At 65.2% G+C, this 20118-nt stretch carries 20 protein-coding genes; 9 read left to right on the top strand and 11 right to left on the bottom strand.

The window, feature by feature from the left end; translation table 11 throughout:
* Positions 1–240 precede the first annotated feature (240 nt).
* The 4 genes from NX778_RS08455 to NX778_RS08440 form a co-directional block, all read right to left on the bottom strand.
* Entirely contained in the window at positions 241–1809 is a 1569-nt protein-coding gene (locus NX778_RS08455; RefSeq protein ID WP_258811282.1) for a GGDEF domain-containing protein, read from the bottom strand.
* A 240-nt stretch (positions 1810–2049) separates the two neighbouring features.
* Positions 2050–2697, bottom strand: coding sequence for a response regulator (locus NX778_RS08450; protein ID WP_258811281.1), 648 nt, complete (start codon positions 2695–2697; stop codon positions 2050–2052).
* Positions 2694–4145, bottom strand: coding sequence for a sensor histidine kinase (locus NX778_RS08445; protein ID WP_258811280.1), 1452 nt, complete (start codon positions 4143–4145; stop codon positions 2694–2696). Before NX778_RS08445 ends, NX778_RS08450 begins: the two co-directional genes overlap by 4 nt.
* Positions 4142–4714: a hypothetical protein gene (locus NX778_RS08440; RefSeq protein ID WP_258811279.1), complete on the bottom strand. Its 573-nt coding sequence runs from the start codon at positions 4712–4714 to the stop codon at positions 4142–4144. The genes NX778_RS08445 and NX778_RS08440 overlap by 4 nt, the downstream gene beginning before the upstream one ends.
* Positions 4715–4805: 91 nt before the next feature.
* Between NX778_RS08440 and greB the strand changes: the two genes are divergently transcribed.
* The 4 genes from greB (at position 4806) to NX778_RS08420 (ending at position 7482) form a co-directional block, all read left to right on the top strand.
* A complete protein-coding gene (gene greB / locus NX778_RS08435; protein ID WP_258811278.1) occupies positions 4806–5375 on the top strand; it encodes a transcription elongation factor GreB in 570 nt (189 codons plus the stop codon).
* Positions 5376–5426: 51 nt separating this feature from the next.
* Positions 5427–6023: a biliverdin-producing heme oxygenase gene (locus NX778_RS08430; protein ID WP_258811277.1), complete on the top strand. Its 597-nt coding sequence runs from the start codon at positions 5427–5429 to the stop codon at positions 6021–6023.
* A 65-nt stretch (positions 6024–6088) separates the two neighbouring features.
* Positions 6089–7024 (top strand): hypothetical protein, encoded by a 936-nt coding sequence (locus NX778_RS08425; RefSeq protein WP_258811276.1) that lies wholly within the window; start codon positions 6089–6091, stop codon positions 7022–7024.
* A gap of 68 nt (positions 7025–7092) precedes the next feature.
* Complete coding sequence (locus tag NX778_RS08420; RefSeq protein WP_258811275.1) at positions 7093–7482, top strand: Xre family toxin-antitoxin system antitoxin; 390 nt, start codon at positions 7093–7095, stop codon at positions 7480–7482.
* Between the two features lie 193 nt (positions 7483–7675).
* Here NX778_RS08420 and NX778_RS08415 read toward each other — a convergent pair whose 3' ends face one another.
* From NX778_RS08415 to NX778_RS08395, 5 genes are all read right to left on the bottom strand, one after another.
* A complete protein-coding gene (locus NX778_RS08415) occupies positions 7676–8056 on the bottom strand; it encodes a GIY-YIG nuclease family protein (RefSeq protein WP_258811274.1) in 381 nt (126 codons plus the stop codon).
* A gap of 67 nt (positions 8057–8123) precedes the next feature.
* Positions 8124–10355 carry a RelA/SpoT family protein gene (locus NX778_RS08410; protein WP_258811273.1) on the bottom strand — a complete coding sequence of 744 codons (2232 nt, stop codon included), beginning with the start codon at positions 10353–10355 and terminating at the stop codon, positions 8124–8126.
* A gap of 68 nt (positions 10356–10423) precedes the next feature.
* Complete coding sequence (gene rpoZ, locus NX778_RS08405; RefSeq protein WP_258811272.1) at positions 10424–10627, bottom strand: DNA-directed RNA polymerase subunit omega; 204 nt, start codon at positions 10625–10627, stop codon at positions 10424–10426.
* Between the two features lie 53 nt (positions 10628–10680).
* Positions 10681–11334, bottom strand: a complete 654-nt coding sequence (gene gmk, locus NX778_RS08400) for a guanylate kinase (protein ID WP_258811271.1) — start codon at positions 11332–11334, stop codon at positions 10681–10683.
* A gap of 284 nt (positions 11335–11618) precedes the next feature.
* Entirely contained in the window at positions 11619–12506 is an 888-nt protein-coding gene (locus NX778_RS08395) for a YicC/YloC family endoribonuclease (protein ID WP_258811270.1), read from the bottom strand.
* A gap of 91 nt (positions 12507–12597) precedes the next feature.
* Here NX778_RS08395 and NX778_RS08390 point away from each other — a divergent pair, with 91 nt between their 5' ends.
* The 3 genes from NX778_RS08390 to rph are packed head-to-tail and all read left to right on the top strand — an operon-like array spanning position 12598 to position 15297.
* A complete protein-coding gene (locus tag NX778_RS08390; RefSeq protein WP_258811269.1) occupies positions 12598–13602 on the top strand; it encodes a serine/threonine-protein kinase in 1005 nt (334 codons plus the stop codon).
* Between the two features lie 16 nt (positions 13603–13618).
* Positions 13619–14569 carry a PP2C family protein-serine/threonine phosphatase gene (locus NX778_RS08385; RefSeq protein WP_258811268.1) on the top strand — a complete coding sequence of 317 codons (951 nt, stop codon included), beginning with the start codon at positions 13619–13621 and terminating at the stop codon, positions 14567–14569.
* Positions 14566–15297, top strand: a complete 732-nt coding sequence (gene rph, locus NX778_RS08380; RefSeq protein WP_258811267.1) for a ribonuclease PH — start codon at positions 14566–14568, stop codon at positions 15295–15297. The genes NX778_RS08385 and rph overlap by 4 nt, the downstream gene beginning before the upstream one ends.
* 46 nt (positions 15298–15343) lie before the next feature.
* Here the strand turns inward: rph and NX778_RS08375 are convergent, their stop codons facing one another.
* A complete protein-coding gene (locus tag NX778_RS08375; protein ID WP_258811266.1) occupies positions 15344–16084 on the bottom strand; it encodes a CPBP family intramembrane glutamic endopeptidase in 741 nt (246 codons plus the stop codon).
* A 177-nt stretch (positions 16085–16261) separates the two neighbouring features.
* Between NX778_RS08375 and rdgB the strand changes: the two genes are divergently transcribed.
* Positions 16262–16846, top strand: a complete 585-nt coding sequence (gene rdgB, locus NX778_RS08370; protein ID WP_258811265.1) for an RdgB/HAM1 family non-canonical purine NTP pyrophosphatase — start codon at positions 16262–16264, stop codon at positions 16844–16846.
* Positions 16843–18075 carry a radical SAM family heme chaperone HemW gene (gene hemW / locus NX778_RS08365; protein WP_258811264.1) on the top strand — a complete coding sequence of 411 codons (1233 nt, stop codon included), beginning with the start codon at positions 16843–16845 and terminating at the stop codon, positions 18073–18075. The genes rdgB and hemW overlap by 4 nt, the downstream gene beginning before the upstream one ends.
* Positions 18076–18146: 71 nt before the next feature.
* On the opposite strand, the gene ilvD is transcribed toward hemW, so the two are convergent.
* The gene (ilvD, locus tag NX778_RS08360; RefSeq protein WP_258811263.1) at positions 18147–20006 is read right to left on the bottom strand and encodes a dihydroxy-acid dehydratase; all 1860 of its coding nucleotides are present in this window, start codon (positions 20004–20006) and stop codon (positions 18147–18149) included.
* Positions 20007–20118 lie beyond the last annotated feature (112 nt).

Below are 20118 nucleotides of genomic sequence, written 5' to 3'. Positions count from 1 at the left end.
GTTGGATGGGTCGCTTCTTCGGCAGGTTTTTGGGAAACTTTAGCGAGAAAAGCGGAATTTTTTGCCCTCTATTCCTGCGTTTGCATAAATGCCCATAACCCCAAAACCGTCGTCCCGGCGCAGGCCGGGACCCATAGACGATCCGCGCAGATGCGAACCATCACGCGCAGCGTGTGGGAACACTCAGCATGGGTCCCGGCCTGCGCCGGGACGACGGGGAGGGTGCTAACAGTGACTCGCTCAGGGCGCGATCATCACGCGGTTCTTGCCGCTGTGCTTGGCGCGGTACATGGCCTGGTCGGCGCGCTTGAGCAGGCTGTCCTGGCCTTCGCCCGGCTGGCGCAGGGCGACGCCGCAGGAGAAGGTGATCAGCAGTTTTTCGTTGTCATGCAGGAAAAAGTGCTTGGTCAGGGCGCGCTGCAGGCGGGTCATGGCCAGCGACGCGTCTTCCAGGGTGGTGTCCGGCATCAGGATCATGAATTCCTCGCCGCCGTAGCGCGCGATTGTGTCCTCGGCGCGCACGGTCTCCTTGACCACCCGCACCAGGTGGCGCAGCGCCTGGTCGCCGGCGGCGTGGCCGTGGGTGTCGTTCAGGCGCTTGAAGTTGTCCAGGTCGAGCAGGGCCACGCACAGCGGGCTGTTGCGGCGGTCGGCGCGGGCCCGTTCGCGCTCGAAGGCGTGGTCCATGCCGCGGCGGTTCAGGCTGCCGGTGAGGTGGTCTTCGCGCACCAGCTCGCTCATCTGCTGCAGCTCGGCCTCGAGGCTGGCGATGCGCTGCTCGGCGGCCTGCACCTCGTCCTGCGCGGCCAGCATGCTGTCGCGCGAATCGATCGCATCCTGCTCGACCTGGCGCGCGGCCTTCACCACTTCCGACAGCACATCGTTCAGCTCGGCGATGTTGCCGGCGCTGCCGATGCGCTCGACGTAGCCGCCCATGCGGGCCTGGAAGTCTCCGGTCGAGGCGGCCACGGAACCGAGCCGGTCGACGAAGGTCATCATCATGTTCTTGACGGTCAGCTTGACCTCGGCCAGCCCGTGCTTGAGCTTGCCCTGGCGGTAGATCACGTCCTTCAGGCTGCGCGCGGCGTCGTCCAGCACCCGGTGGTTGACGGGGCCGGCGATCAGCTCCTGCACGGTGGCGATCTGGCCACGCATCCAGCTGTCGTCGTCGAGCAGTTCGGCGACGTTGTCGAGCAGCAGGCGGAACAGGCGCAGCAGCATTTCCTGCTGTTCGCCGAGGTCGCCGCTGTGGAGTTCGATCTGGTAGCACAGCTGCTTGAAGCGGGCGGCCATGTCCTGCAGTTCCGATTCGCCGACCTGGATCCGCAGCGCCATGCCCAGCGATTCGGATTCGGCCGCCAGCTGGGGCGCGCCGGACAGCAGGGCGGGCAGGGCGTAGCCGAGCGCGCGGCCCAGCATGTCACGCAGCGCGCGCGCCTCCGGCTGCTCGGCGCCGAGGCGTTCCAGCGCACCGCCCTTGCGCAGGTGGGTGTCGATCAGGTGCCCGAGCAGCTTGCTGTAGCCGTCCCAGTCACGCTCCTTGACCGCGCGCCGGAAGCGGACGCCATAGTCGGACAGCTCGCCCGGCATGTCGGCCAGGCGCAGCGCCAGGGTCGACAGCAACTGCACCGCGCCATCGCTGGATGCCGCCGGCACGATGCCGGCCACCTCGTTATAGACGTCGCGGTAGGCTTCCGGGGTCGGCTGGATGCGGCGCGACGCCAGGCGGCGGAACGCTTCACGGGCGATATCGGCAGGATTGGCGAACTCGGACGGTGCGGACAGGGCGGAGGCGGGTGGTCGGTGCATCGAAAGCAATCTTGCTACTGTATGGCGCCATGATAACGCGCTTGCTTGTCGTTAAGCCATCTTAAAGAGTCAACTTTCGGTGAGTGTTGTTTTGGCGGCAGTTGGCGCGGCGGGGAAGGGTTTTGGCGCCGGCGGGGACCCATAGCCGGTAGGGTGGGCAGCTTGCTGCCCACGCGTTCAGGAAACGCTCACATATCGTGAACGCGTGGGCGGGAAACCCGCCCACCCTACGGCTGAGGCTTAATCGACCAGTTGGTTGCGAATCGCGTAATGCGTCAGCTCGGCGCTGTTCTTCAGCTTCATCTTGACCAGCAGCCGCGCCCGGTATTCGCTGACAGTCTTCACCGACAGCGACAGCTCGCGCGCGATCTCGCTCACCGTCTTGCCCGACGCGATCATCAGCAGGGTCTGGTATTCGCGGTCGGACAGCCCCTCGTGCGGCGGCGTCTCGTGGTCGGCGCCGACCTGGGCCGCGAGGGTCTGGGCCAGCGCCGCGCTCACGTATTTCTGGCCGGCGGCCACCTGGCGGATTGCCACCAACAGCTCGCGCGGCGCGCTCTGTTTGGTCAAGTAGCCGGCCGCGCCTGCCTTGAGCGAGCGGATCGCATACTGGTCTTCGCGGTGCATCGACAGCATCAGCACCGCGCTGTCCGGCTTGTCCTTCTTGACCTGTTTGAGCACTTCGATGCCGTTGCGGTCGGGCATCGAGATATCGAGCAACATCACCTGGCAGCGCGCCTTGGAAAACAGGCGGATCGCGTCCAGTCCGTTTTCGGCCTCGCCCGCGACCACGATGTCGCGCTGTTCGGCCAGGATTTGCTTGAGCCCCTCACGCACAATGGCGTGGTCGTCGGCGATGAAAACACGAATAGTTGCTTTGTCACTCATTCTGCGGGGTCGGCGCGGCTGGCCAGCCTGATCGTTATTGTCACCATCGTGCCAGCTCCCGGCTCAGCAGACAAGGTCAACGTGCCGCCCAAGGCTTCCGCGCGCTCGTGCATGCCACGCAGCCCGAATGATTCCGGCTTCAGGCGGTCGCCCGGCGCCAGGCCGCGACCGTTGTCGCGGATACACAGTTCGAGCTTGCGCCGTTCGCGCCGCAGCGACACCGTGACCCGGGTCGCGTCGGCATGCTTGGCGATATTCGTCAGCGCTTCCTGGAAAATACGGAACAGCGCGCTGGCATGCTCGGGATCGAGCGCGATCTCGCGCGCCGGGGCCCGGAACACGCAGGCGATGCCGGTCTGCTTCTCGAATTCCTGGGCCTGCCATTCGAGCGCGGCCGACAGCCCCAGGTCCAGCGTCGGTGGCCGCAGGTCGAGCGCGATGCGGTGCACGGCGTCGATGGTGCGGTCGACCAGGCCGTCCACGTAGGCCGCCTTGTCGGCCAGGGCATCATCCTGCGGCAGGCGCGCGGCCAGCATCGCGAGCGCCATCTTGATGGCCGTGAGGTTGCCGCCGAGGTCGTCGTGGATTTCGCGCGCGATGCGGGTGCGTTCCTGCTCCTTGGCACGCTCCAGGTGATCGGTCAGTTGCGCCAGCCGGCTGCGCGAGCTGATCAGCTCTTCCTGCTCGCGCTTGCTGTCGGAAATATTGGTCATGATGCCGTCCCACTGCACCGTGCCGCCATCGAGCAGCTGCGGGGTGGCGCGCAGGTTGATCCACTTGACGTCATGCCAGGCGTCGATCCAGATCCGGCCCTCCCAGTTCCAGGCCGACAGCTGTTGTTTCGATTCGGCCATGGAACGCAGGTAGCTCTCGCGATCCTCGGCCAGCACCAGCTGCAGGAAGCGGCCGGGATCCTGCTGCAGCTGGCGGGTCGTCAGGCCGAGCAGGGCATTGCAGGCTTCCGACAGGTAAGGGAAGCTGAAGCTGCCGTCGGTGTGCTGCACGAACTGGTAGACCAGCCCGGGCGTGTGGTTGACGATGGCGTTGTAGCGCGCCTGGTACTGGCGCAGCATTTCGGCCGCAGTGTGCTCGGAAGTCTGGTCGCAGCCGATGCCGAGGAACAGGTCGCGGCCGTCGCGCACCGTGCGCAGGAAGCACAGCCGGATCGGATAGCTGCTGCCGTCGGCGCGCCGGTGGCGGGCGCACAGCGCAACCTCGGCGCCGATCTCGTCGCCCAGCGCGCCCAGCAGGTGCTCCAGCTCCGCGCGCACCAGCCCTGGCGCCAGATCGAGCGGCGTCATGTGCTGCAGGGCGGGCAGCTCGTACTGCAGGTTGAGGCAGGCGGCCTGGTTGACGTCGACCAGCTGCAGGGTGGCCGCGTCGATCAGGTAGATCTCGGAGCTGGCCGCCTGCATCGGCGCGGCGAGGATGGGCGTGGCTGGACTCATAGGCGTTCGGATTCGGTGGATTTGCGCCGGCGTGCGCGCCACAGCATAACGAAACGGCGCAGCGCGCGCCACCAGCGGCTGCCGCGGGGATCGGGGCGCAGCCGGCGCATGGTCCGCCGGAGCCGGCGCCGCACGTCCTGTGCCAGCCGGCGCGCGCGGCGCCAGGTGCCGCTGGTGCGCAGGTAGGCCAGGCTGCGCTCCTTCAGGCGCATGAACCAGGCGTGCAGGCGGGCGAACCACGCCAGCGACAGCAGTTGCGGCAAGGCCAGCACATACAGGCGCGCCACGACGGCGGCGCCGCCGAGCTTTGCCACCAGCAGGGTGAGGATGCCGGACCAGGCGTGGCCATGGGCGATCGCCAGCAGCGCGAGGATCTTGACCGGAAACAGCAGCAGGCCCGGCAGCACGAAGGCCACCAGCGCCACGTAGGGCGGCAGGCGGCACACCCAGGCCTCGAAGCCGCGCAGCGGCGGCCAGGCGCCGATCGCGGCGGCGATGCGGCCGCCCACGTCCCAGCACCAGTCCTCGAACAACAGCAGGAGCGCCACCGGGTAGATCAGTGGCGCCAACAGCCGGGATCGGTTTGGAAGCGGTCGTGTCATTGCGTGCATGATACGGCAACAACACGCGCCGGGCCGCCGGCCCGCTACAATAGGAATCATGAATAAGGCATTTGTCAAAGAGTCCGATGCGGACGACGAGGACGCCGAAGGCGCGGCGCTGGCGGCGGCCATCCCGGCCGGGTCCAAGAACTACATCAGCCCGGCCGGGTACAAGGCCATCAAGGACGAGCTGCTGCAGCTGATCGACATCGACCGCCCGGAAGTCGTCAAGATCGTGCATTGGGCCGCGTCCAACGGCGACCGTTCGGAAAACGGCGACTATATCTACGGCAAGCGGCGTCTGCGCGAGATCGACCGCCGCATCCGTTTCCTCACCAAGCGCATGGACTCGGCCTTCGTGGTCGATCCATCCGTGCATCATGGCAATGACCAGGTGTTCTTTGGCGCCACCGTCAGCTATATCAACAAGGCGGGCGAGGAGCATACCGTCACCATCGTCGGCATCGACGAGCTCGATCCGCTGAAGGGCAAGATCAGCTGGGTGTCGCCGGTGGCGCGCGCACTGACCAAGGCGCGCGAAGGGGATGTGATCACGCTGCAGACGCCGCTGGGAATGGACGAGCTGGAAATCGTCGAGGTGAGCTACCCCGCTCCGATTGAAGATTAAATGTTGCGGCAGGGCTGGTAACATTGCGGTTTCGCCTTTGACCAGCAGACCATGAACACCACCAATGACGGCGCGGGCGACGCCGACGTGCTCGCCGCGCTGCGGCGCGCCACCGCCAGCCGTCACGCGGCGCTCGACAGCCAACTGCCGCTGTCGCACGAGGCCGCCACATTATCCGATTACGCCTCGCACCTGGTCCTGCTGCGCAACTGGCTGGTGCCCTTGCATGCGGCGCTGGCGCAATCGCCGGCCGGGCTGCCGGGCCTGAACCGCCTGGTCGAGATCGAACGTGATCTGGCGCACCCGAGCCTTGCCGGCCTGTTCCCGACACACGATGCTTCTGCGCATTGCTGGCCGCGCGACATGAGCGAGGCCTATCGCTGGGGCATCTGCTATGTGGTCGAAGGCTCGCAGCTGGGCGGCAGCGTGCTGTACCAACGCCTGCGCGAACGGCTGGCGCCGCACCCCCTCGATTACCTGCGCGGCGCCGCCGAAGGGCCGGGGCCGCGCTGGCGCGCCTTCATGCTGGCGCTGCGTGCCAATGTGAAGGACGAGGCCGGCATCGAGGAGGCCTGCGCCGGTGCGTGCGATGCGTTCGACGCGATGCTTGTGCTGGCATTTCCCGGCCGCGTTGCCGCGCGCGTTTGAGCCACATATAAATCGGGCGCTGTTTTGTCGCCAGAATCGGCCTGTCGATTGATGAGGACAGGCCCATGGCATTCCTTCACGATTCCAAGGCAGTGCTGGCGCGCCGGCTGGTGGAAGTGCGCAGCCCGCGCGAGATTCTCGCCACGCTGGACCAGCACGGCCAGCTCGATGGCTTGCCGTTCATGCCCGAGATGCTGGCGTTCTGCGGCCAGCGCATCACGGTCGCGCGCCGCGCCAGCCGCACCTGCGTGGTCGGGCACGGCTTTCGCCGGATGCGCTCGGCGGTGTTCCTGCACGATGCGCGCTGCAACGGCAGCGTTCACGACAACTGCGACCGCGGCTGCCTGCTGTTCTGGAAGGAAGCCTGGCTGAAGGCGCTGGACCAGGACCGCATCGAAGACGAAGCCGATCACGCGGCGGACCTGAAAGCGGCGCGTGTGCTGGCGCGCCTGCCGACGCGGCGCGAGGGGGGCTACGTGTGCCAGTCGACCCGGCTGGCTGCGGCCACCACGCCGATCAGCCGCTGGGACTTGCGCCCGTGGCTGGGCGAGGTCTGGCGTGGCGAACTGTCGCTGCGCGCGTTTATCGGGACCGTGTGGGGGGCATTGCGGCGGCGCGTGCTGGGCCGGCCGGAGGCCGAGGCCCTCGCCGGATCGGCGCAGCGGCCCAGTCGTGGAGAGCTGCGTTTGGCGCCGGGCGAATGGATCACGGTCAAGTCCCCGGATGAAATTCGCGACACGCTCGACGTCCGTGGGCGGAATCGCGGCCTGACCTTCCAACCGACCATGAACGGCGCGATTGGCAGCACATTCCAGGTCGCGTTCCCGGTACGCCGCATGATCGTCGAAACCACTGGCGAGATGATCGAACTGAGTCACACGGTGGCGCTGGAGGGCGTGACTTGCCAAGGAAGGTGCGTGGCGCATTGCCCGCGGCAGGAGTACCTGTTCTGGCGCGAGAGCTGGTTGCGGCGGGTGCAGGCTGACGCAACGGGCTCGTGATGCCTATACTTGAAGCGTGATTGTGCCAACACTGGACGATAGCCATGGGAAACAGGCAGGAAGAAGCAATGGTCGCATTTGCCGGTGACACTGGTGAATTGATCCATCAAATGCGCGCAGGTACACCCGTTCGCGCTATCGCTGGCGTCGCCGCCAAGCTCGGCGTAAGTGAGGAAAAGTTGTTCGAACTGTTGCGGCTACCAGAGTGCAATATGAATAGCCGCATCGTGAAGGACGACCTGCTGTCGCCAACCGAACAAGATCGAATTTACCGAGCCGAGAAAGTACTGGAGAAGGCGCTGGCGGTGCTTGAGGATCGGGATGCTGCTCGAACGTGGTTGCGTCAGTCGAACCGTTCAATCGGCGGCGAGGCGCCGCTTGAGTTGCTGGATACCGAGGTCGGCTATGAACTGGTTATGGATACTCTGGGCAGGATCGAATATGGAGTTATCTCCTGATGCCGGGATCGGGCCGGAAGATATGGCGAATAGCCAAGCATACTGCAGAATTCGATGCGGCTGACCTGAGCGGTGGCGGAGCGCGGATTACCGGAGCGCGCTGGAACGCCTTCGGCCGCCAATTTCATCGTTATACGAAATACCGTCGTCCCGGCGAAGGCCGGGACCCATGCTGAGTTTGCTGCTCTTCGGCTCAGACCAGATCAGGGTAGAGATCGCACCACAGTGGATTGAACTCGTTGATCAACCGGAGTTTCCAGTCCCGCTTCCATTCCTTGATCTGCTTTCCACGAGTGATCGCCTGCATGATTTCGTCATGTATTTCATACCACACGAGTAGCTTCACGTGGTATTTCTTGGTGAAGCCCGCCACAAGACCTTCGCGGTGCTGCCAAATTCTCTTGATGATATCTGAGGTGACGCCGACGTAGAGCGTTCCGTAGCGGCGGCCTGCGAGAATGTAGACGTAGGAATTGCGGGACATGGTGGCACGCTCAAAAACTTCACCATGCGTGCTTCGGTTGAGGTCGGGGATGATGTGGCGCAGAGGTGCGCGACTGCGGACGCTCAGCATGGGTCCCGGCCTTCGCCGGGACGACGGTTTTTAGGTCAGAGGGAAAGTTGTAACGGTGAGGCCGCTCTTACGCCCGCTCCCGCTCCACCCGGTTCACCCCGGCCACGCGCCGCAGGTTGCGGATCAGGTGCGCCAGGTGCACGCGGTCCTTGACCTGGATCGTGAAGCGCAGCTGGGTCATCATGTTCTGGTCGTCCTCGTCCATGCCCACATAAGTGATGTTGGCGTCGGACTCGCCGATCTCGGCCGCCACGCGGGCGAGGATGCCTTTTTCGTTGTTGATCAGGAGCCGGATCCGGCAATCGAAGCGGCGGTTCAGCTCGGTTCCCCACTGCACCGGAATCCAGCGATCCGGTTCCTTCATGCGCAGGCGCTTGGCTTGCGAACAGTCGGCGGTGTGCACCACCAGCCCCTGGTCGCGCCGCAGCTGGCCGATGATCGAATCGCCCGGGATCGGAAGACAACAGGGCGCCAGTTGCACCGACACGCCTTCGCTGCCGTAGATGGTGACCGGATCGAGCTCGCCGCCCGCCACCGGCTGCGCCGCCGGCAGCGCGCCGGTATCGTCGATCAGCCCGAAGATGTGGCGCGCGACCAGCGCCGGCATGCGCTTGCCGATGCCGATGTCGGCGTACATTTCATCCATCGACTTGGCCGACGATTCGCCCAGCAGCTTTTCGATGGTGGCCGGCGGCAGCTCCGGCGAGATGCCCAGGTGCCCGAGCGACTGCGCCAGCAGTTCCTGTCCCAGCTCCACCGATTCGTTCAGGTTGATCGTGCGCAGGTGGTGGCGGATCGCGGAACGCGCCTTGCCGGTGCGGACGAAGGACAGCCAGGTCGGGCTCGGCCGCGACTCCGTGTCGGTGACGATCTCGACGATGTCGCCGTTGTGCAGCTCGGTGCGCAGCGGCTGCGGCTCGTGGTTGATCTTGACGCCCACCGTGTGGTCGCCGATGCCGGTGTGGATCGAATACGCGAAGTCGAGCGCGGTGGCGCCGCGCGGCAGGGCGATGATCTTGGACTTCGGCGTGAACACGTACACCGAATCCGGGAACAGGTCGACCTTGACGTGCTCCAGGAATTCGGCCGAGTCGCCGGTCTGCTGCTGGATGTCGAGCAGCGACTGCAGCCACGCGTGGGTGCGCTGCTGCAGGTCGCTGATGTTGGCGTCGCCGTTCTTGTACAGCCAGTGCGCGGCCACGCCCGATTCGGCGGTGCGGTGCATTTCCTGGGTGCGGATCTGGAACTCCACCGGCGTGCCGTAGGGGCCGATCAGGGTGGTATGCAGCGACTGGTAGCCATTGATCTTGCGGATCGCGATGTAGTCCTTGAACTTGCCCGGCATCGGCTTGTACAGGCCGTGCAGCGCGCCCAGGGCCACGTAGCAGTTGGGCACGGTGTCGAGCACCACGCGGAAGCCGTACACGTCCAGCACCTGCGAGAACGACAGGTGTTTGTTGCGCATCTTTTTATAGATGCCGTACAGGGTCTTTTCGCGGCCGTAGACTTCGGCCGGCAGCCCGGCCGCGGCCAGCGTGTTCTTGACCGCCTCGAGGATTTTCTTGACCACCTCGCGCCGGTTGCCGCGCGCCGCCTTCACCGCCTTGGCCAGCGTGCGGTAGCGCATCGGGTACAGGTGCGAGAACGACAGGTCCTGCAGCTCGCGGTAGATGTCGTTCAGGCCGAGCCGGTGCGCGATCGGCACGTATACTTCCATCGTCTCGGAGGCGATGCGGCGCTTCTTGGCCTGGGTCATGAAGCCGAGCGTGCGCATATTGTGCAGGCGGTCGGCCAGCTTGATCAGGATGACGCGCACGTCGCTGGCCATGGCCAGCAGCATCTTGCGGAAGTTTTCGGCCTGCGCCTCGACCAGGCTCTGGAATTCGATTTTCTCGAGCTTGGACAGGCCGTCGACCAGGTTCGCCACCTGCGGGCCGAAGCGCTCGATGAGCTCGTCTTTCTTGACGTCCTGGTCTTCGATGACGTCGTGCAGCAGCGCGGCCATGATGGCTTGCGCGTCCAGCTTCCAGTCGGCGCAGATTTCAGCGACCGCGATCGGGTGCGAGATGTAGGGTTCGCCGGATTTGCGCAGCTGGCCGAGGTGCTTTTCGTCGGAGAAGCGGTAGGCTTCCTTGACCTTCTTGAGTTCGGCGGGGGTGAGGTATTGGCTGAGCTTGTTGATCAGCCCGGTGACGGTGGCCACGCCGGGCGGCGTGTCCTGCGGTTCCGGCGCGGACGCCGGGCGCCGCGCCCGGGTCTTGTTGCCTGCTTGCGTCGAGTCCGGGGTGGTCAGGTTCATAAAGTGTCGTTCAGCCCTTGTGCGAACAGAATAACAGAATTACGGACTGACTCCCCCCGGTGTGGGACTTACATCGGCACCTTTTTCAGCATTTCCAGGCCGACCTTGCCCGCGGCGATTTCGCGCAGGGCCAGCACGGTCGGCTTGTCCTTGGCGTCGACCTTCGGGGTGTGGCCTTGCAGCAGTTGGCGCGCGCGGTAGGTCGCCGCCAGGGTCAGCTGGAAGCGGTTCGGGACGGCTTTGAGGCAATCTTCAATGGTAATGCGGGCCATGTGTAGTCACTCCTGAATAACGATGGATGCGCGTGCCGTGCGGCGCGTGCGGTTCACGATTTTTGTTGCGCGTGGATACCCAGCTGGGCAAAAAGCGAAGTGTTGCGGGCGGCCTGTTGGGGGAACCGGCAACGTGTCGCTTTGACAATCGCCTGCAGCTCGGCCAAGGCGACGTTGAACTCTTCGTTGATGATAGCATACTCGAACTCAGGAGCGTGAGCCATCTCGCCGCCGGCGGCCAGCAGGCGCCGGGTGATGATGTGCGGCTCGTCGGTGCCGCGCTTGTGCAGGCGCTCCTCCAGCGCCGCGATCGACGGCGGCAGGATGAAGATGCCGGCCGCGTCCGGGAACTGCTTCTTCACCTGGCGCGCGCCCTGCCAGTCGATTTCGAGCAGGATGTCGGTGCCGGTCTTCATTTCCTTTTCCACGGTCAGGCGGCTGGTGCCGTAGTAGTTGCCGTGCACCTCGGCCCATTCCAGGAACTCGCCGCGTTCGGCGCGCGCGACGAAATCGTCGGCGGTGGTGAAGAAGTATTCGCGGCCATCCTGCTCGCCCGGGCGCGGCGGGCGTGTGGTGGTCGAGATCGACAGCTTGATGCCCGGCTCCAGCGCGAGCAGCGCATTCACCAGCGTCGACTTGCCGGCGCCGGAGGGCGCGGCGACGATGAACAGGCTGCCGGAGTAGGCGGGGGCGGGGGAGATGGGCATGGTTGATTCCTTAACACTATGTCTTGAGCTGGTGCCAATTATTTTCCACCAGCCCCAAAGCCGTCGTTCCGGCGCAGGCCGGAACCCATAGACCGCGTGACAGGACGCTCAGCATGGGTTCCGGCCTGCGCCGGAACGACGGGTTGAAGCTAAATTTTACGGTTACCGCTCCACTAAGCCCACCGTCATTCCCGCGAAAGCGGGAATCCCATTTTTATGCGTAACCGAACTGCTAGCAAAATGGGGTTCCCGCTTTCGCGGGAACGACGTTCGTGATGTGGCTTTTACTCCAAATTCTGCACCTGCTCGCGCATCTGCTCGATCAGCAGCTTGAGCTCCATCGACGCATCCGCCAGCTCTTTCACCGACGCCTTTGCACCCAGCGTATTCGCCTCGCGGTTCAGTTCCTGCATCATGAAGTCGAGCCGCTTGCCGACCTGGCCGCCTTTCTTGAGGATGTGGCGGGTTTCGTTCAGGTGCGCGGACAGCCGCGACAGCTCCTCCGACACGTCGATGCGGATGCCGTACAAGGTCACTTCCTGGCGAATGCGCTCGAACACTTCCTGGCGCGACAGCGCCTGCGGATTGCCGTGCCCGGCCAGCCCCAACGCATCCTGCATGCGCTCGACCGCCTTCTGCTGGAACTGCGCGATCACCTGCGGGATCAGCGGCGTGATGCGCTTGACGATGTCTTCCATCGCATCGATGCGCGACAGCAGCATCTGTTCCAGCGCCGCGCCTTCGCGCTTGCGGCTTTCGACGAAGGCGGCGATGGTCTTGGTGGTGAGTGCAGCGACGTCCGATTGCAGCGATTCCTGGCCGATGTGCGATTCCTCGATCACGCCGGGCCAGCGCAGCAGCTCGGCCACCGTCATCTGCGGGGCGGTGGCGAAATGGCCGGCGACTTCGGCCTGCAGCTTGGCCAGGTCGGCCAGCAATTCCTGGTTGAGCACTTGCGCGCCGCCGGCGACCTTGCGGCCGAACGACACCCGGACCTCGACTTTGCCGCGCGAGATCGCGGCCATGATCGCGGTGCGCAGGTCGGGCTCCAGCGCCCGCAAGTCGTCGTTGATCCGGAACTGCAAGTCAAGAAAACGCGAGTTGACGCTCTTGATTTCGATCGTGAGGGTGCCCGCCGCGCCTTCGCTGGTGGCAACCGCATAACCTGTCATGCTAGAGATGCTCAATGGATTCCCCGGTTTTTATTCTTTACAAAGAACAGATTTATCCACACAATCGTCGTGTTACGCAAGGAACCCGTGGATGGCCGCACAAAATAACGCACCGTTGCCCGATGGGCTCGACATTGCCGGATATCGCATTGTAAAGAAAATTGCGTCCGGCGGGTTCAGTATTGTATATCTTGCATATGACGGCGAGGGCAATGCTGTAGCCATTAAAGAATACCTGCCAAGCGCGCTGGCGCTTCGTCAGCCGGGTGAAATGGTGCCGTCGATCGAAAAGGGAAACCTGCCGATCTTCCGCATCGGACTCAAGTGCTTCTTCGAGGAAGGGCGGGCGCTCGCGCGCATCGTCCACCCGAACGTGGTTCGCGTCGTGAACTTCTTCAAGGCGCACGAAACGGTCTACATGGTGATGGCCTACGAATCCGGCCACACGCTGCAGGAACGCATCTCGCGCGTGCAGGCCAAGGGCAGCCGCCTGTCGGAAGAGGCGCTCTGCCTGCTGTTCATCGGCGTGTGCTCGGGCCTGCGCGAAGTGCATGCCAACAAGCTGCTGCACCTGGACCTGAAGCCGGCCAACATCTACATCCGGACCGACGGCACGCCGCTGCTGCTCGACTTCGGCGCGGCGCGCCAGACCATCAACGTCGATTCGCCGCTGCTGGCGCCGATGTACACGCCGGGCTATGCGCCGCCGGAGCTGTACGCCAAGGGCTCGCCGCTGGGGCCGTGGTCGGATATCTACAGCATCGGCGCCTCGATCTTCGCATGCATGGCGGGCGGGCCGCCGCAACCTGCCAATTTGCGCAAGAAAGAAGATACGATGGAGGCACGCTTCGCCCAGCTCGAACGTTCCTACTCGGCTGAACTGGTCGGCATGGTGCGGGCCTGCCTGGCGATCGACCCGATGGCGCGCATGCAAAGCGTGTTCGCGATCCAGAAGACGCTGACGGCGGCGCTGCCGGCTGCCACCGCGGCGCGCCAGCTGGCCCGCGAGCAGCAGCAGGAAAAAGTACAGGCCGCCAGCGCCGGCTGGCGCGCGTGGTTGAACCGGATTGGCGCCGTCATGATGCGCAGTAAATAAAAAGATTGGGAAAAGTATGCAGTTCTCGGTGTACCAGAAGAGTGAACTAGGCGCGCGCCGCGTCAACCAGGACCGGATGGGCTATAGCTACACGCGCGACGCGCTGCTGCTGGCGCTGGCCGACGGCATGGGCGGCCACAAGGGCGGCGAGATCGCCGCCACCATCGCGCTGCAGGCGCTGTCGCACCTGTTCCAGTCGCACGCGACGCCGTTCATCAAGAAGCCCGAGCGCTTCCTCGAAGACGCGCTGCTCAAGGCGCACAACGACATCATCCGCTACAGCACCCTGAACCAGCTGCCGGACGCGCCGCGCACCACCGTGGTGGCCTGCCTGATCCAGCACAATATGGCGATCTGGGCGCACTGCGGCGACTCGCGCCTGTACTGGGTGCGCCAGAACAAGCTGCTGGGCCGCACGCGCGATCACTCGCACATCGAATTCCTGATCGCCAAGGGCCGCGCCACCGAATACGAGCGCACCACCCACCCGGACCGCAACAAGCTGTACAACTGCCTGGGAGCGCAACAGCCGCCGCAGGTGGAAGTGTCGCGCCCGGCCAACCTGCTGCCGGGCGACGTGATCATGCTGTGCTCGGACGGCCTGTGGTCCATGCTGCCGGATAACGACATCGTGCGCCGCCTCGCCAACCAGACCGTGGTGCAGGCGGTGCCGGACATGATCTCCACCGCGCTCGAAGTGGCCGGCCCGAAGGCCGACAACACCACCGCGCTGGCGATCATGTACCAGGGCGCGGACGACGGCAGTGTCGACTCCGACCTGATCTCGACCCTGATGCTGCCGGCCGACCAGGTCACCAGCACCATCATTGGCGATCCCGAGCCTGCCGCTGCATTGGCGGCCGATGCTTTCGACGAGGACGAGATCGAGAAGGCGATTGCCGAGATCCGCGAGGCGATCGAAAAGTCGTCGCAGGTCCTGACCGACAAGGACAAGAGCGCCCCATGAGCCTTGAATTTCGTCCCAGCGGCCGCGCGGTCGACCAACTGCGCGCCATCCGGCTGACGCGCCAGTACACCCGTCATGCGGAGGGTTCGGTGCTGATCGAGTGCGGCGACACCAAGGTGATCTGCACCGCCAGCATCGACGAGAAGGTGCCCGGCTTCCTGAAGGGGAAAGGGCAGGGCTGGCTGACCGCCGAATACGGCATGCTGCCGCGCTCGACGCATTCACGCATGGACCGCGAAGCCGCGCGCGGCAAGCAGAGCGGGCGCACGCAAGAGATCCAGCGCCTGATCGGCCGCTCGCTGCGCGCCGCGTTCGACCTCGAAGCCTTCGGCGAGCGCACGCTGCAGCTGGACTGCGACGTGATCCAGGCCGATGGCGGCACCCGCACCGCGTCGATCACCGGCGCGATGGTGGCGGCTTACGACGCGTTCTCGCAGCTGGTGGAGCGCGGCGTGATCGCGGCGGTGCCGGTGAAGCACTTCGTGGCCGCGATCTCGGTCGGCGTGTACCGCGGCACGCCGGTGCTCGACCTCGATTACGTCGAGGATTCGGACTGCGACACCGACATGAATATCGTGATGACGGATGCCGGGCATTTCGTCGAGGTGCAGGGCACGGCGGAAGGCGCGGCGTTCGACCGCGCTGTCATGAACCGCTTGCTGGACCTGGGGCAGGACGGCATCGCGCGGCTGATCCATCTCCAAAAGCAGTCGCTCGGCCTCCTTTAACAACTTCCCTTAAGACCGTCGCCCCGGCCTCCGCCGGGACGACGTTTCAGGCTATTTGGTGCACCGGTTTTTGCCGATACGCCGTCACCATCACATACACCGCCAGCACCACCTCCACCGCCTTGGTCGCGTACTGCACCAGCTGGTTGACCTGCGCCCCCGCCACCGGCTCGACGTTCGAGTACATGCTCGCCAGGTTCAGCACCATGTGCAGCCCGACCAGCCACCACAGGCTTGCCACGCGGTAGCGCGCCGCGGTGAACATCATGCCCGCCATCGCGCTCATCAGCGCCCACTTGAAGGCGGCCGGCCAGTTCCCGTCCATATAGCCGTGCATCAGGTGCATGGAGCCGAACAGCAGGCCATTGATGACGATGGCCTGTGCGAGCGGGAGGCGCAGCAGGATCACGAAGATCACCCCACGGAACAGCAGCTCTTCGCCAAAGGCGTTGAACAGCTGGATCAGCAGGTCGCCGCTCACGCCGCCGGCCGGCAGGCGCACGCCCATCGATGCGAACATCGCCACCGGCAGCAGGCAGGCGAGGAAGAAGGGCGAGGCCTTGCCGGCGCCGAGGCCGATCTCGCGCCAGATGCCGAGCGCTTGCACCATCAGGATCGGCAGCAGCACGGTCGACGCGAACGCGAGCAGCTTGATCTTGCCGAAGGCCTGCGGCGGCGCGAACTGCTTGCCGGCGGCGAGGATGAGGAAGGTGATCCCGAATTGCAGCACCGCGATCAGCGTGGCGCTCAGGATCGGGTACTGCTGCGTGAACTGGCGGAGTTTCATAAGTGGTCACACTCGTTGTTTTTGTTGAACTGCCGTCACTGTAGGTTTCGCGGGCGTCCGCATCCATCGCCACGCGACAAAATGCATTTTTGCGGGGACAGACGGTAGCGCCTCGCCGCGGCGCGGCTTGGGCGGACGCGGTAAAATGTCGGCCTTCCCGCTGAACCAACGACCGCCATGACCCAACGCCTCGTCCTCGCCTCCAACAACGCCGGCAAACTCAAGGAATTCGCCCAGCTGCTCGCGCCGATCGGCTTCGAGCTGCATCCGCAGGGCGAGTTCGATGTGCCCGAGGCCGAGGAGCCGTTCGGCACCTTCGTCGAGAACGCGCTGGCCAAGGCACGCCACGCCGCCAGGCTGACCGGCCTGCCGGCGCTGGCGGACGACTCGGGCGTGTGCGTGAACGCGCTGGGGGGCGCCCCGGGCGTGTATTCGGCGCGCTACGCGGGCGAGCCGAAATCGGACGCGCGCAACAACGACAAGCTGATCGCCGACCTGGCCGCGCATGCGGACAAATCGGCCTACTACTACTGCGTGCTGGTCTACGTGCGCCATGCCGACGACCCGCAGCCGGTGATCGCAGACGGCGTGTGGCGCGGCGAGATCGTCGACACGGCGCGCGGCGAGGGCGGCTTTGGCTACGACCCCTACTTCCTGCTGGCGGACCTCGGCAAGACCGCGGCCGAACTGGCGTCCGGCGAGAAGAACGCCATTTCCCACCGCGGCCAGGCGCTGCGCGCGCTGGTCGGGAAGCTGCGATGATCCCGATTAAACCGGTCAGCGAGCGCGCCGAGCCGCGCTCGCCCGCCACCACCGCCTTGCAGTACCTGCAGCCCGGTACGCTCAACCTCACCGCGCTGCCGCCGCTGTCGCTGTACATCCACTTCCCGTGGTGCGTGCGCAAATGCCCGTACTGCGACTTCAATTCGCATGAAGCGAAGGGCGCGCTGCCGGAGCAGGAATATCTCGACGCGGTGCGCCTGGACCTGGAACAGTCGCTGCCGATGATCTGGGGCCGGCCGATCCGCAGCATCTTCATCGGCGGCGGCACGCCGAGCCTGATGTCGGCGGCGGGCCTGGACCGGCTGCTGTCGGACGTGCGCACCTTGCTGCCGCTCGACCTCGACGCCGAGATCACGATGGAAGCGAATCCCGGCACCTTCGAGGCCGACAAGTTCCGCGCCTACCGCGAGAGCGGCGTGAACCGGCTGTCGATCGGCATCCAGAGCTTCAACGCGGCGCACCTGAAGGCGCTGGGCCGCATCCATGACGAAGCCGAGGCGCGGCGCGCGGTGGAGATTGCGCAGGCCAATTTCGACAACTTCAACCTCGACCTGATGTACGCGCTGCCGTCGCAGACGATGGCCGAAGCGAAGCTCGACCTGGAGACCGCGCTGTCGTTCGCGCCGCCGCACCTGTCGCTGTACCACCTGACGATGGAGCCGAACACGGTGTTCGCCAAGTACCCGCCGGCGCTGCCGTCGGACGACGAGAGCGCGGACATGCAGGACATGATCGCGGAGATGACGGCAGCCGCGGGCTTCGGGCATTACGAGGTGTCGGCCTATGCGCAGCCGGGGCGGCGTGCGCGGCACAACCTGAATTACTGGACCTTCGGCGACTATCTCGGGATCGGCGCGGGTGCTCACTCGAAGATCTCGTTCCCGCACCGCGTGCTGCGGCAGGCGCGCTTCAGGCAGCCTGGCTCGTACATGGAGGCGGCGCGCGCGGGGAATCCGGTCGCGGAGGAACACGAGATCGCGCGCGGCGATATGGGATTCGAGTTCATGCTCAATGCGCTCAGGCTGACCGAAGGCTTCGATCCGAACCTGTTTGGCGAGCGCACGGGGATGAGCATTACCGCGATCGAGAAGCAGCTCAATGAAGCGGAAGGGAAGGGGCTGCTGTACCGGGATTACAAGATCATCAGGCCGACGCAGCTGGGGCAGCGGTTCCTGAATGATTTGCAGGAGATGTTTTTGGCCGAGTAATCGGCGCTATTGGTTTGCATGAGAAATGGGGTTCCCGCCGCGGGAACCCCATTTTGCTTGAACGGCCGCGATCAGCGCTTCAGCTGCGCCAGGTCCCGCACCGCACCGCGATCAGCCGACGTGGTGAGCGCCGCATACGCCTGCAGCGCCTGCGACACCACGCGCTCGCGGCTCACCGGCTGCCACGGATGCTCGCTCTCTTCCATCTTCGCACGGCGATGCGCCAGTTCTTCGGTGCTGACGCGCAGCTCGATGGTGCGCGCCGGGATGTCGATGTCGATCGTGTCGCCTTCCTGCACCAGCCCGATCGCGCCGCCTTCCGCCGCTTCCGGCGAAGCGTGCCCGATCACCAGGCCAGACGAGCCGCCCGAGAAGCGTCCGTCCGTCACCAGCGCGCACTGCTTGCCCAGGCCCTTCGACTTGAGGTACGACGTCGGATACAGCATTTCCTGCATGCCCGGACCGCCTTTCGGCCCTTCGTAGCGGATGATGACCACGTCGCCCGCAAGCACCTGGTCGCCGAGGATGGCTTCCACCGCCGCGTCCTGGCTCTCGAACACGCGCGCACGGCCGCTGAACTTGAGGATGCTCTCGTCCACACCGGCCGTCTTCACGATGCAGCCCTTCTCGGCGATGTTCCCGTACAGGACCGCGAGGCCGCCGTCCTTCGAGTACGCGTGCTCAAGGTCGCGGATGCAGCCGTTGGCACGGTCGATGTCGTTTTCCTGGTAGCGTTCCGATTGCGAGAACGCGACCTGGGTCGGCACGCCGCCCGGCGCCGCGCGGAACAGCTGGTGCACCGCCGGGTCGTCGCTGCGGCGGATGTCGTACTTGTCGATGGCGGCGGCCAGCGAGGGGCTGTGCACGCTCGGCACCGTGGTGTCCAGCAGGCCGGCGCGGGCCAGCTCGCCGAGGATCGAGATGATGCCGCCGGCGCGGTGCACGTCTTCGATATGGTACTTGTTGGTCATCGGCGCGACCTTGCACAGGCAGGGCACGTTGCGCGAGATGCGGTCGATGTCGGCCATGGTGAACGCGACCTGGGCCTCGTGCGCGGCGGCCAGCAGGTGCAGCACGGTGTTGGTCGAGCCGCCCATCGACACGTCGAGCGCCATCGCGTTTTCGAACGCGGCCTTGGTGGCGATGTTGCGCGGAAGGACCGATGCGTCATCCTGTTCGTAATAGCGCTTGGCCAGTTCCACCACCAGGCGGCCGGCGCGCAGGAACAGCTCCTTGCGGTCGGCGTGGGTGGCGACGATAGTGCCGTTGCCGGGCAGGGACAGGCCGAGCGCTTCGGTCAGGCAGTTCATCGAGTTCGCGGTGAACATGCCGGAGCAGGAACCGCAGGTTGGGCAAGCCGAGCGTTCGGTTTCGGCCACGTCGGCGTCGGACACCGAGGCGTCGCCGGCCTTGATCATGGCGTCGATCAGGTCGAGCTTGATGATCTGCTTGTCGTTGTTGACGACCTTGACCACTTTGCCCGCTTCCATCGGGCCGCCGGACACGAACACCACCGGGATGTTCAGGCGCATCGCAGCCATCAGCATGCCGGGGGTGATCTTGTCGCAGTTGGAGATGCAGACCATGGCGTCGGCGCAGTGGGCGTTGACCATGTACTCGACCGAGTCGGCGATCAGGTCGCGCGAGGGCAGCGAGTACAGCATGCCGCCGTGGCCCATCGCGATGCCGTCGTCGACGGCGATGGTGTTGAATTCCTTGGCGACGCCGCCGGACGCTTCGATCTCGCGCGCGACCAGCTGGCCGAGGTCTTTCAGGTGCACGTGGCCGGGGACGAACTGGGTGAAGGAGTTCACCACGGCGATGATCGGTTTCTCGAAGTCGCCGTCCTTCATGCCGGTGGCGCGCCACAGGGCGCGGGCCCCGGCCATGTTGCGGCCCTGGGTGGTGGTGCGGGAACGGTAAGTAGGCATGGTCTCCTCGGCGTGTTGGACGTACTGGGAGTGTTAGGGTGCCTGAGATCCCTGTGATTTGTCTAATATATTATTTCGGCCTCTGTGATACGCAAAAAGAATCACAGGAAAT

The sequence above is a fragment of the Massilia terrae genome, from assembly GCF_024753145.1.
Lineage (GTDB): Bacteria > Pseudomonadota > Gammaproteobacteria > Burkholderiales > Burkholderiaceae_D > Telluria > Telluria terrae.
The sequence above is the reverse complement of the archived record's forward strand: the minus strand, read 5'-3'. Positions and strand labels throughout refer to the sequence as shown.